Source organism: Acinetobacter sp. LCT-H3 (genome assembly GCF_001866125.1).
Taxonomy (GTDB): Bacteria; Pseudomonadota; Gammaproteobacteria; order Pseudomonadales; family Moraxellaceae; genus Acinetobacter; species Acinetobacter schindleri.
This window is the reverse complement of the sequence record NZ_MODX01000002.1, coordinates 159314-172367: the sequence shown is the minus strand read 5'-3', so window position 1 is coordinate 172367 and position 13054 is coordinate 159314. Positions and strand designations below refer to the sequence as shown.

Here is a 13054-nt window from a genome sequence, read left to right as displayed (position 1 = left end):
TTTCAAATACGCTAAAACAGAGAACAAACAACAATGCTAAATTTTGATTTATATAACATTTTAATCATTACTGGGGTTATTTTCTCCGGCCTGATCACCTTTGGTTTAATCATCGCTCGCCTTTACCGTCGTTCAAGTAAGGAAATTTCTTTTGTCCGTACCGGTTTTGGCGGGGAGAAAGTCATTCTAGGCGGTGGTGCGTTGGTTCTGCCGGTATTGCATGAAATTATACCGGTAAATATGAATACCCTGCGTCTGGAAGTTCGCCGTGCTGATGATCAGGCACTGATTACCCGCGACCGTATGCGTGTCGATGTTATGGCCGAATTCTATGTCCGGGTTAAACCAACCGCAGATTCAATTGCAACGGCAGCACAAACCCTTGGTCAAAAAACCATGTCGCCGAACGAGCTGAAAAATCTGGTAGAGGGCAAATTCGTGGACTCGTTACGTGCCGTAGCTGCTGAAATGGCGATGGAAGAGCTTCATGAAAAGCGTGTCGACTTTGTACAAAAAGTACAGCAAGTCGTGTCGGAAGATCTGCATAAAAATGGTCTTGAACTTGAAACTGTTTCTTTAACAGGTCTGGATCAGACTGGCTTCAAATATTTCAATCCACAAAATGCTTTCGATGCTGAAGGTCTGACCAAACTGACTGAAACCATTGAAGACCGTCGCCGTAAACGCAACCATATTGAACAGGATACTGACCTGGCAATTAAAACCAAGAATCTTGAAGCTGAACAGGCACGCTTACAGATTATTCGTGAAGAAGAATACGCCAAGCTGCAACAGGAACGTGAGATTTCGATTCGTCGCGCTGAACAGCTGGCTGAGATTGCAGCCCAAGAAGCTGCTAAAAAACGTGAAGCAGAGGAAGCACGTATTGCGGCTGAACGCGAAGTAGAATTAAAACGTATTCTGGCTGCCCGTGATGTCGAAAATGAAAATATCCAGAAAGCACAGATTATTCAAAAAGCTCAGGTTGAACAAAAGAAAACCATTGAACTGGCTGAACAGGACCGTGCGATTGCGATTGCTGAAAAATCTCGTGCCGAATCTGAAGCCAAAGCACAAGCAGATCTTGCCCGTGCTCAAGCAGTAAAAGCTGAAGAAGAAGTCGTAACAGTACGTCAGATTCAGCAGGCAGAACGTCAAAAAGCAGTTGAACTGGTGGCTGCCAAAGAACAGGCCGAGAAAGATGCAATTGCGATTACCGTGGCTGCTGAAGCAGGTAAACAGGCAGCGGCTGATGATGCAGAAGCGATTCGTATTGCCGCTGAAGCAGAAGCTGAAAAAGTTCGTTTAAAAGCCAAGGGGGAAGCAGATGCTAAAGTTCTCCTGGCTCAGGCAATGGAGAAACAGTATCAGGTCGATGCTGAAGGTACCCGTGCAGTGAATGAAGCTAACAATGTACTGTCTTCAGAGCAGGTAGAAATGCAGATCCGTCTGGCAATGCTCAAATACCTACCTGAAATTATCCGTGAAAGCGTTAAGCCAATGGAAAACATTGATGATATAAAAATTCTTCAGGTGAATGGCCTTCACGGAGCACATACAGGTTCTTGTCAGGCAGATGCTCATCATGAAAGTAGTAATGTTGCTCTCTCTGACCAAGTTGTAAATAGTGCTCTACGCTACCGTAGTCAAGCTCCGCTCATTGACAGTCTGATGAGTGAGTTAGGCATTCAGGGTGGTGATATTAATGGGATGACACAAAGTTTAAAAACGAAAACCTAAAAATTTATCGCTAAAATTTAAAAATAAAAAAGCTTCCAAGATGGAAGCTTTTTTCAAAAATTACACATATATTTTCAAATAAACATGCTATCAGTAAAGAAAGCGAATAAGCATCATTCTCATGATGGATTATTAAGATAAGAAAATTTATAACAACGATAATTACTGGATAGCATAATGAAAAATACAACTCCTTCCAGAAAATCTGCACTCAATATAACTTTAAGCTTAGGTTTAATTACCTCTTTAAGTTTACTTAGCACCTTTTCTAGCTCGTCAAATGCCCTGACCAAACCTTTATCTTTTTCATCATTAATTGAAAGGTACCAGAAGAACCAACAATTAGAGATGTCAATTATGCATCTTGATTTAGACTATATTTATGACCCTGATCCACGTCAGATGACACGTAATATTAACCAGTTAATCAAGCGTATAGAGACTGTCCAGCCTAATACTATTTTTTTACAGGCTTATGCTGATGAGGATGCTAATGGTTCAGCAAATGAAGTGTATTTCCCTAACCCACATATGCCTGTCAGGGAAGATTTATTTAAAAAAGTCACTGAACAGATTCGAAATCGCACCACTGTTAAAAAAATCTATGCCTGGTTACCCATGTGGGCTTGGGAACTGCCAAAGCACTACCGGGCAAATTATGTAGAAACTACAAACCAGAACATAAAAGGTTATATTCGCCTGTCGCCATTTGATCCAAAAAACTTTGATTATGTCTATGATATCTATAAGGCATTAACAGATAAAATAACTGTGGACGGTATTTTGTATCATGATGATATTACCTTGAATGACTATGAGGATAGTTCCCCCTCTGCCATGCAAGTATATAAATATTGGGGATTTAAGGATGCTGAAAAAATATTACGTCATCCTCAACATCCAGAACAAATGAAGTTTGCTAAAGCTAAAACCGCCTATTTAGATAACCTTGCTTTAAAATTGAGTAATAAGCTTAAAATCACCCATCCCTCCCTCAAATTCGCCCGAAACTCTTATGCGCCTGTGATGTTAAATCCTGAAAGCGAGAAATGGTTTGCACAATCAACCTCAAGTACCCTACAACATTATGATTATAATGCTGTTATGGCTATGCCCTATATGGAAAAAGCTCCGGACCATTCCAAGTTCTATCTTAATTTGGTAGAAAAAGCACGACAGTATGACCCTACTTTATCTCGGACCATTTTTGAAATCCAAACCATAGACTGGAATACACAGCATAAACTTTCAAATGAGGAGTTATTAGAAACGGTACATCTATTAAAAGAACAAGGAGTGCAGCATATTGGCTATTATCCAGAAGATCCTTTTATGCCACACCCACATGCAACGATTTTTAAGCCAAAGAAATTTTCATAGGCCTACCTTGTATGTCGTACTGCTCTAATCTCCCCTCCTGATTATAGTACAGAGTCAATTGTTTGGCCTGTACCATTTCCAGTAGAGCATGCTTTTCAACCTCAAAGCTATAAGCAATCTCCTGAAGTTCAACCGGTCTAGGTGCCGAACGTCGATCTACTCGATTGAATCGAATCCAGTTATAACAAGCCCATAACAGCAAGCTTGAAAAAGCAATAATAATCAGTAGGGCCAGCTCAAGTAGCGTCATTCCCTGATAAGGTTTATGGTCTATTAAGACATGATCAACAATCAGGCTCGATTCAAACCACCATAAACCCAGGGAGGCCAATGGCATAAATAACCATATCCACGCCATCCAGCCTAGTGCCATCAGGCTATAACCACTCGTTCGATCACTTACATATTCTGGAACATCGATATACTCCGGAATATCGAGTTTAGATTCTTTAACAGTTGCTGCGACACTGAGTTCAGAAAGTTCAACAGTTGTTGGGAGCTCCATATACTCGGCAATTTTAACCTGCGGCTTGGCAGGAATATTTTTATTGTTTTTCGCCTTATTTTACCTCTGTTTCACCACGGAAGCCTCGGTCTGGACTGATCCACCGTGCACGGGTTTGGGTTTTAAAAATGGTCTTCGGCAACGATACAACGGTCGTTAACATGGTTAAAATCCAGAAAAATAGTGGGTACCAGATTACCCAGAAATAACTTCTAAACATTCGACCTTTATCATATCTGCGGTCAATCCATAGACTGACCATGAACTGAATCAAACAGCTTGTGCCGAGAATCACACCATACCACTGCGGCAACAGAGAATTGACATACCACTCTGGGGCCACAGGAAAGAACAAACCATAAAAGAACAAGACGAATACACCAAACATGGTATATGCCCATAACACGCTAATCACAGATTCCAGTGCGATCGGCCACATGCGGCGCAAACGCCATTTAAATATTTTAGGAATATAGGCAAAGAGTACTTCAATACCACCTTGTGCCCAACGTAATCGCTGCTGCCACAACCCTTTAAAAGTTTCGGGCATATAAATATAGGTGAGCGCTTGAGGGACATACTGCACATCCCAATGATCAAACTGCAAACGCCATGACACATCAATATCTTCGGTAATCATGTCATCACGCCAATAACCAATACGATCCAGAGCAGTTTTTCTAAATCCGGCACAGACACCAGAGACAGTGAAAATGCGACCATAAGTACGTTGTGCCCGCTTAATCAATCCGATAATAGAAGAAAATTCTCCAACCTGGACTTTGCCTAGTATGCTGGAGCGATTGATAATACGCGGGTTACCCGTTACCGCTCCAACACGCGGGAACATGGTTAAGTGGTGCATCATCCAAAGTACACAATGTGGATGCATTAAAGCATCGCCATCAATACAGATCAGGTACTCATAACCACTTACCATTGCCCCTGCACGTAGTGCATACGCTTTACCCTGGTTCTCGGCCAAATGTACTACACGTAATTTTGGATATTTTTCTGCCAGTTCATCCAGAATCTCTCCTGTCTGATCCGAACTGCCATCATTAATCGCAATCACTTCAAATTTTGGATACTGACTTTGCATGGCATAGCGAATGGTCTGCTTGACCTGTTCAGCCTCATTAAAACAGGGAATTAAAATACTACAACCTGCTTCTTTGGGTTCAGGTAATGCTTTCTGATTCAGTTCGCGTTTTATAAAAAACCAGATTCCGCCAGCAATCCACATCCAGGCCATAAACAATGGATAGAAAAAAGCAAAGCCAAAAATGACATCATGTAAACTGATACTATTAATCATTTACGTTCTCCCTGCTGAGCCTGAAAGGGATCACGATAAACGAAAGGATTACTGTTTAAGCTAATCGATGCATAAAGTCTTTGTTGAACCTGCCCGGCATTTTTAAAGTTATAATTTTCAAGCGAAATTTTCTGGATACCTTGTCTACGTAAATTCGCAATACTATTAGTAATCCATTGATCTTGTTCTGATTGACCTGCCAAATCAAAACCGATCATCAAACGTTGTTTTTGTACGGAGGTCAACTGCTGAATATTTTTGAGCAACTGGTTATGCTCAGCTTTGCTGGTTTTTTGATCCAAAACCAGATAGATATAATCTGAATCATCTGCCAAGGTTTCAAATAAGGCCTTCAGCCCCATAGTTTTATGGGTATTTATTTTCAGTACTGCCAAATAGACATTACTGATATTGGCATAGTATTTGGCACGTCGACTCGTATTTTGTTTTAAGTTAATGACTCGCTCAATCTGTTTCTTACATTCAGCCGACCACTGTGTACTCTCTACAGCACAATTTAACTCTTGGCCAGCGTCTATCACCAAGCCTTCCAGATTGCTGTTATATTTGAATATATCTTCAACCAGCTGGACCATATTATAGCCCTGATTCATCATACTGAGCGGTAACTCTGCATAAACACGCTGATACGTACGGGTACGGGCTTGCCATAAAGTACGGTTCAGTAAATCCTGTTGCATTTTTAACTGGCTGTTCGGGAAGTAAGCCACATCGACCGTGCCATTACCATCGAGATCGGCAACAGGTTTCAAGATCAGCTGATTGGTTTTCAGCGCATCTAACTGGTTGAGGAACTGACCGAGTTTTTCATCAGCCTGTTTTATACTGGGCTGCGCAAGATCTTTCAAATTAAACTGAATAAAGCTCTTCTGCTCCAGATAGGGTTGCTTGGTATGATACAAAAACTCAGACATTGCCTCTTTAATTTCTGCCAGGTTCGGGTTATTCATAATCAAGGCACGCTGATAGGTTTTTACTGAATCAGCCAATGGTGCCATAGTTCCGAGGCTAAAAGACATGCTTAGTCCTGCCTGCTTAGCAATATCTTCTGTTTCTGCTGTTACAGCACCATAGGGCCAGAAAATAGCATGTGTCGGTACTGACAATTCCTGTTCCAGAATGGCTTTAGAACGCTTTAAGTCTTCCAGAACACGCTGCCTATAAGCGAGGTCAGATTCATAACGTGCCTTTGTCAGATCATATATACGTGCAGTTGCAGCAGGCTGCATATTTCTTTGTGGATTCGAAATAACTCCACGATGCAGATTATGTGAATGCGATACAAACTCGACTAAGCCACTATTTTGCATTTCCCGCATCTGGTCCCAATTCATCAGATTATTTGCCCCATAGGACTCTATGGCATCTTTATGCTTGGTACCAATCCAGCTGGTTGGAATAGCAAAAACGGCATGTAATTTATATTGCTTTAATAAAGGAAATACTTGGGTATATCCGCTTAGCGCCCCATCATCGAAGGTCAAAAGTACCGATTTTTCTGGTAATGGAATTTTTTCCTCACGGGCACGGCGGATATCTTCCAAAGAAATAGTTTTCCAGCCTTCACGTTTTAACCAAGCAAAGTATTGCGCCAAATATTCAGTACTAATTGCATATTGATCACGATCACCCTGACGTACTACATCATTCCTGACATCATGAAAAGTGAGTGTTACGAACTGGTTTTCAGGCAGATCCATCGCTTTATTTTCAGCATGAGTATATGCCATAAAAAGACTTAAGCATCCTAATAGAGCGAGTTTATTTTTTATTGTTTTCATTAGAATCTCCCTTCAAATCCAAAACTTGCTTCGAGTCTATTTTCATCTTCACCGTCATAAGGGTGTTGCCCATAGGACACCCCATAATTCAGGGACCAAGTTCTGGTGATTTGCCAGAGGTGTTGATATTTCGCCAAATAAATCAGGTCTGAGTCATAATCTTCTTGGTCAAATACACCAAGATTTAATGAAAAACGTTGAGTCAACGACTGATCATAACTACGCCAGGTTACCCAATCATGTTCCAGACCTGCTTCTGCACTCCAACTTGAAGATGGATTGAAATAGGAAGTTTCTACATCATCTTTATTCGAGGCCCAAAATCCATATAAGTTCAGATGGGTTAAATGATGTGGAGCCTGGAAAATACGTTGCTTGAAATAGGTACCTAGTTCCTGACGCTCATTTCCGTCATCAATATCAGTAAACTGATAGCTCAATCCAGCCTTTGTAGATTCATGCTGTTGCCAGTTTAAGTCGAAACGATAAGACTGCCCTTCATGTTCATCCTGTATCTGCAATGGAATCTCTGCCTGGCTGTTATAAGTCAGACCATAATTCCAGTGATCACTTAACCAATGATTCCAGGTTATATTCACACCAAAGCGATCACCCTCGGTCGCTTGTGAAAGTGCTATAGTGGCATACTTACGGTTATCGACCCATTCCAGTCCTACACCGATCCGTTGATCATCTCGCTTACCTTCTTCATACTCTCCACTACGGTACTGATGCTCCACAAAGGCCCGGTAATAATCCGAAAACCATGGGGTATTGAGTCGCGTCCAGCTTTGTTTCTCACGAGAACCATTCAGATTATTGACCAGATCTTGATCATCCGTTTCACTTTTCGCATAAAGACTATTATGTGAAATGGTAAACCGCTCACGATCTTTGAGCTCCTTATGACTACGTACTACCCCGGTATCAGTTCCTGCCCGCTCTAAAAGATCAGTATTGCTACTACGCCATGTCTGCACATCAAAGACAGCTTGTGCATTTTGCATGCTATTAATTCGGGTGGCTTGTGTTGATGGCTCTGTACCATTGAGTAAGGAAACCGTTGCCTGTGCTTGCAAAGGTTTTTCACGCCAACGCTGTATAGTCGCAAGATAATTGATGTAATTACGATTTCCTGGAGATTTATTTACCAGGTCCTGAAAATACAGTTCTGCCTTATCCAGCTGGTTTTTATAACTATAATGAAGACCTCTTAAGATCATATACTCATCCCGGTCCATATGAATCGTACGGTCTACACCTTTAGCCTGACTATAGAAGAAGATTGGTAAGCGCTGATCCATTTCCTTAATTACTTCATCAGCGGCTTTAAATTTTTCTTGTTCAATCAAGCTATAGTACAGACCTGCATAGACGTCATAGTCCACATAGTTCTTTTCTTTAAACAGACTGCGGTACAATATTTCCGCCTGCTTTGGTTTATGGTTGCGCAAATAGCTATCAGCTAGTGCATGTCTGGTATAGGCAGGCATGTGTTCTACCGGCTGATTGATTTTAGCCAGTTGGGCCAAAGCTTCAGCAGAACGTTGCCGTGCACTTAAGGCAAAAATATATTCATAATAAAATCTTTGACGTAACTCGGGATATTGGGCTAGCTCATTTTCATAAGCCTGCATTTCCGAAATCACCTGATCCAGCTCTGTATAGGCAATTTTGCCCTGATCCTTTTCACTTTGTACTTTATAGAAATCAATGGCATTACGAATATGTTGACTAAACTTGATCAGCTGTACTTCATGTTTGAGACGACTTTGCCCTTTACCCTGCTGCTGTAAATAACGGTTTGCACTGTCATAATCAGCACTGGCTGCCAAAGCCAGCACATACTGTTCCTGCACACTTTCCGAACGACTCATCGATAAAGCGCGAGTTGCGGTATTCAGTGCCTGTATAGGTTGTCTTAATAAGCGATAGGTATAAGCTAATTGTACCAGCTGATCAGCATTCAGCTGTTTCTGGTTAACTTTCCTGATTTGTTGCTCTGCCTGCTCCAACTGACCACTTTCCGCAAGCAACATGCCACGATATAAATCCCATGGAATATCACTTGTGCTGTTTTTCTGAAATTTTGCTGCATATTGTTCAGCCAGCAAAAATTTACCCTGATCACGTAATAACATCACCAGAGGCAGTTGCCCATAGACTGGATATGTTGAAATTTTTAAGTGATTCAGATTGTAATCTTGCTGAATTAGGGGGGAATTATATTGTCGGCTTAACAAAATAAAGTCAGCCAGCAGGTTCATGTTCGCAGGGTCTTTGCGTACCATTTCTGCGAGTATTTTAAGACCTTTTTGGGTATCCCCAGACTTAATTTGCTTGACCACCTGATGCCTTTGCGTGTCTGTAATAGCTGCATATAAAGGATTCAAGCTGATTCCTGTAGCAAGCAACACATAGGCGATTGAGTAATAGTTATTGTTGTTTAGCATTGGCATTTGTCTTGTTATGTATTTTATTTATACAAACATTATAACAAAGTGCGATTTAGCTCACAATTTCATCCTGTCAGACCAAACTATTATGTATTTCTTCTAAAAAAAGCCCTCAATAAGAGGGCTTTATGTTGGATTTTTATTGTTTAGATTAACCCTTTATCCTTCAGCAACTGATACATGGTCGAACCAAGCTCAGCAGGACTACGGGTATAAGCCATGCCAGCACGTTCAAAGGCTGCAAATTTTTCTTCCGCGGTGCCTTTGCCACCTGAAATAATCGCACCGGCATGTCCCATACGTTTTCCTTTCGGTGCTGTCACACCCGCAATATAACCCACCACAGGCTTAGTTACATTAGACTGAATATATTCAGCAGCTTCTTCTTCAGCTGTACCACCAATCTCACCAATCATGATAATAGCTTCTGTTTCAGGGTCTTCTTCAAACAGTTTTAAGCAGTCAATCTGGTTCATACCCGGAATTGGATCACCACCAATACCGATACACGTCGATTGACCTAGACCTAGTTTAGTCGTTTGCGATACAGCCTCATAAGTCAGAGTACCTGAACGAGAGATAATCCCGATCTTGCCTTTCTTATGGATATGGCCTGGCATAATTCCGATTTTGCATTCTTCAGGCGTAATAATACCCGGACAGTTTGGGCCAATCAGACGCGTGCCATTACCATTGGTTTCCAGATAACGCTTGGCTTTTAGCATGTCCAGTGTTGGTACACCTTCAGTAATCACTACAATCAGCTCAATACCTGAGTCAACCGCTTCCACAATAGAGTCTAATACAAATGGTGCAGGTACATAAATTACAGAAGCATCGGCCTGGGTTTCTTTTACCGCTTCACGCATGGTATTAAATACTGGCAGATCCAAATGTGATTGACCACCTTTGCCCGGTGTTACCCCACCGACCACTTTAGTACCGTAAGCAATTGCCTGCTCGGAATGAAAAGTTCCGTTTTTACCAGTAAAGCCCTGAACTAAAACTTTGGTGTCTTTATTAATTAATACGCTCATTCTAATACTCCTTAAGCTTTTACTGCAGCAACAATTTTTTCTGCAGCATCGGCCAGGCCATTTGCAGAAATTAATTTCAAACCAGATTCATCCAGTAATTTGGCACCAAGCTCAGCATTGTTCCCTTCAAGGCGAACCACAACCGGCACAGTGACATTTACTTCTTGAACTGCTGCAATAATTGCTTCAGCGATCATGTCGCAACGTACAATTCCACCAAAAATATTAATCAACACACCTTGTACAGAAGTATCTGCCAAAATAATTTTGAACGCCTCAATCACCCGCTCTTTGGTTGCACCACCACCGACATCGAGGAAGTTAGCTGGCTGACCACCATAAAGCTTGATAATATCCATGGTGGCCATCGCAAGACCTGCACCATTGACCATACAACCAATATTACCTTCCAAGGCAACATAGTTCAGATCAAATTCAGAGGCTTTTAGCTCACGCTCATTCTCTTGTGATTTATCGCGTAGTGCCGCCACTTCAGGCAAACGATACAGAGCGTTCGAATCGATCCCTACTTTGGCATCGACACAAAGAATGTCGCCATTTTCACGGACTGATAGCGGATTAATTTCAAACAGGGCAAAATCATTTTCCACAAAGGCTTGATAAGCTGCAGTCATGACTTTGACAAATTGGTTGATTTGTCCATCTTTAAGGTTTAAAGCAAATGCAACTTCACGTGCCTGGAACGGCAATAAACCAACGAGTGGATCAACTTCAACTTTAATAATTTTTTCAGGCGTTTCTTCTGCCACTTTTTCAATTTCAACACCGCCTTCAGTCGATGCCATAAAGGTAATACGGCGAGTTGAACGGTCTACCACAGCACCCAGATAAAGTTCACGCTCTACTGGATAAACATCTTCAGAGACCAGAATGCTATTGACCGGTTGACCATTGGCATCGGTTTGATAAGTCACTAAGCGTGAGCCAATAATTTGATTGGCATATTCAGCGGCTTCGTCGGCAGATTTAACTACCTTTACCCCACCCGCCTTACCACGCCCCCCGGCATGCACCTGTGCTTTTAATACAGCAAATTTTCCGCCCAGCTGTTGAAAAGCCTGCACGGTTTCTTCAGCATTTGTCGCAAGAATACCTTCCTGAACTGGCATGCCATATTTTTTTAATAACGCTTTTGCTTGATACTCATGTAAATTCATTGATTGACCTTTTACTACTTTTTCACTTTGTTATTACTGCGTCCAATATCCTGTGGCGCTGCAACATCGATATTGGAATTTATTAAAACGATGTTTTGATTCTTATCTTTATTTTTAGATGATTATTCATACAAAAACAACCACCAAATGTAAAAGAGCGGCCGAAGCCGCTCTTTTTTAGATTATTTACGCTTACGCTGGATCGCGTGAATTGCACGACCATCCACTGCCAGAGCAGCTTCATGTACGACTTCAGAGAAAGTTGGGTGACCAAAAGTCATCAACTGTAGGTCTTCTACTGAAGATACAAATTCAAGTGCGATCATACCTTGATGAACGATGTCAGACGCAGCAGGTCCAATCACGTGCATACCAAGTAGACGGTCTGTTTTCGCATCAGCAACAAACTTCACGAAACCAGCATTTTCGCCAGCAGCCATTGCACGGCCGTTCGCAGCAAAACCGAATTGACCAGTTTTTACCTCAATGCCTTTTTCTTTCGCTTGCTCTTCTGTTAAACCTACCCACGCCGCTTCTGGGTGTGTGTAAATTACAGAAATAATCGTGTCGTAGTTGACTTGTGCAGCGTGACCGTGAATACGTTCAACTGCCATTACGCCTTCTTCCATTGCTTTATGTGCAAGCATTGGACCACGTACCAAGTCACCAATTGCGTATACGCCTTCAACAGAAGTTGCACACCAATCGTTGACTTCAACCAAGCCACGTTCAGTCAATTTAATGCCTGAATCTTCAGCCAATAGGCCTTCAGCATAAGCACGACGACCTACACAAACGATCAACTTGTCGAAAGTCTGAGTTTTGTCTTCACCACCTTGAGTGTACTGAACAGTAACTTCACGGCCGTTAACTTCAGTACCAGATACTTTCGCACCAACACGGATATCTAGACCTTGTTTAGTCAATACTTTTTGGTAGTCTTTTGCCAATGCTTTATCAGCCATTGGTAAGAATGCATCCATTGCTTCAAATACAACAACTTCAGCACCCAGACGACGCCATACTGAACCAAGCTCTAGACCGATGACACCTGCACCGATGACACCTAAACGCTTAGGTACTTCCTGGAATTCAAGCGCGCCAGTAGAGTCAACAATAATGTCTTGATCTACAGGAGCAACAGGAATATTTACCGGCACAGAACCAGTTGCAAGAATCACGTATTTAGGTTCTAAAACTTGAGTTTCGCCTTCATGTGAAACAAACTCAACTTTTTTACCAGCAAGTAATTTACCAGTACCTTTTAACCATTCAACGCCATTGCCTTTAAGCAGACCGTCGATACCCATGGTCAATTGGTTTACGATTTTATCTTTACGCGCAAGCATTTTAGACAAATCAAATGCGACTTCGCCAGTCGTAATACCGTGATCATCTAAGTGATGAACAGTATCTTCATAACGATGAGAAGAATCCAAAAGTGCCTTAGAAGGGATACAACCTACGTTTAAGCAAGTACCGCCTAAAGAAGGTTTACCTTTGTGAATACGTTTTTCGATACACGCAACTTTAAAACCAAGTTGAGCTGCACGAATAGCAGCTTCATAGCCGCCTGGACCACCACCGATTACAACTAAATCAAACTGAGACATTTGTATCTCCAAAAACGAGTTCAAA

The 13054-nt window shown here is 41.7% G+C and carries 8 protein-coding genes and 1 pseudogene; 2 read left to right on the top strand and 7 right to left on the bottom strand.

The window, feature by feature from the left end; genetic code table 11:
• The first annotated feature begins 33 nt into the window (after window positions 1–33).
• Both BK820_RS02230 and pgaB (BK820_RS02225) read left to right on the top strand, forming a co-directional pair.
• Window positions 34–1740: a flotillin family protein gene (locus BK820_RS02230; RefSeq protein WP_071319970.1), complete on the top strand. Its 1707-nt coding sequence runs from the start codon at window positions 34–36 to the stop codon at window positions 1738–1740.
• A 177-nt stretch (window positions 1741–1917) separates the two neighbouring features.
• Window positions 1918–3120 carry a poly-beta-1,6-N-acetyl-D-glucosamine N-deacetylase PgaB gene (gene pgaB / locus BK820_RS02225; RefSeq protein ID WP_034591915.1) on the top strand — a complete coding sequence of 401 codons (1203 nt, stop codon included), beginning with the start codon at window positions 1918–1920 and terminating at the stop codon, window positions 3118–3120.
• Here pgaB (BK820_RS02225) and pgaD read toward each other — a convergent pair.
• From pgaD to lpdA, 7 genes and pseudogenes are all read right to left on the bottom strand, one after another.
• The gene (gene pgaD / locus BK820_RS02220; RefSeq protein WP_071319969.1) at window positions 3098–3625 is read right to left on the bottom strand and encodes a poly-beta-1,6-N-acetyl-D-glucosamine biosynthesis protein PgaD; all 528 of its coding nucleotides are present in this window, start codon (window positions 3623–3625) and stop codon (window positions 3098–3100) included. The genes pgaB (BK820_RS02225) and pgaD overlap by 23 nt on opposite strands.
• A 55-nt stretch (window positions 3626–3680) precedes the next feature.
• Entirely contained in the window at window positions 3681–4943 is a 1263-nt protein-coding gene (gene pgaC / locus BK820_RS02215) for a poly-beta-1,6-N-acetyl-D-glucosamine synthase (protein ID WP_071319968.1), read from the bottom strand.
• On the bottom strand, window positions 4940–6745 hold the full coding sequence (pgaB, locus tag BK820_RS02210; RefSeq protein WP_071319967.1) for a poly-beta-1,6-N-acetyl-D-glucosamine N-deacetylase PgaB: 1806 nt from the start codon (window positions 6743–6745) through the stop codon (window positions 4940–4942). Before pgaB (BK820_RS02210) ends, pgaC begins: the two co-directional genes overlap by 4 nt.
• Window positions 6745–9198: a PgaA family protein gene (locus BK820_RS02205; protein WP_071319998.1), complete on the bottom strand. Its 2454-nt coding sequence runs from the start codon at window positions 9196–9198 to the stop codon at window positions 6745–6747. Before BK820_RS02205 ends, pgaB (BK820_RS02210) begins: the two co-directional genes overlap by 1 nt.
• Before the next feature lie 149 nt (window positions 9199–9347).
• Entirely contained in the window at window positions 9348–10238 is an 891-nt protein-coding gene (gene sucD, locus BK820_RS02200) for a succinate--CoA ligase subunit alpha (protein WP_004810828.1), read from the bottom strand.
• Between the two features lie 11 nt (window positions 10239–10249).
• Window positions 10250–11419 (bottom strand): annotated as a pseudogene (sucC, locus tag BK820_RS02195) (ADP-forming succinate--CoA ligase subunit beta); the annotation flags it as partial.
• A 179-nt stretch (window positions 11420–11598) separates the two neighbouring features.
• Entirely contained in the window at window positions 11599–13029 is a 1431-nt protein-coding gene (lpdA, locus tag BK820_RS02190) for a dihydrolipoyl dehydrogenase (RefSeq protein ID WP_004893506.1), read from the bottom strand.
• Window positions 13030–13054: the final 25 nt, after the last annotated feature.

Bases quoted from the DNA above. Each gene is read 5' to 3' on its own strand.
- sucD (WP_004810828.1), bottom strand. From the start codon at position 10,238: ATGAGCGTATTAATTAATAAAGACACCAAAGTTTTAGTTCAGGGCTTT.
- lpdA (WP_004893506.1), bottom strand. From the start codon at position 13,029: ATGTCTCAGTTTGATTTAGTTGTAATCGGTGGTGGTCCAGGCGGCTAT.
- pgaC (WP_071319968.1), bottom strand. From the start codon at position 4,943: ATGATTAATAGTATCAGTTTACATGATGTCATTTTTGGCTTTGCTTTT.
- BK820_RS02205 (WP_071319998.1), bottom strand. From the start codon at position 9,198: ATGCTAAACAACAATAACTATTACTCAATCGCCTATGTGTTGCTTGCT.
- pgaB (WP_071319967.1), bottom strand. From the start codon at position 6,745: ATGAAAACAATAAAAAATAAACTCGCTCTATTAGGATGCTTAAGTCTT.
- BK820_RS02230 (WP_071319970.1), top strand. From the start codon at position 34: ATGCTAAATTTTGATTTATATAACATTTTAATCATTACTGGGGTTATT.
- pgaD (WP_071319969.1), bottom strand. From the start codon at position 3,625: ATGGAGCTCCCAACAACTGTTGAACTTTCTGAACTCAGTGTCGCAGCA.
- pgaB (WP_034591915.1), top strand. From the start codon at position 1,918: ATGAAAAATACAACTCCTTCCAGAAAATCTGCACTCAATATAACTTTA.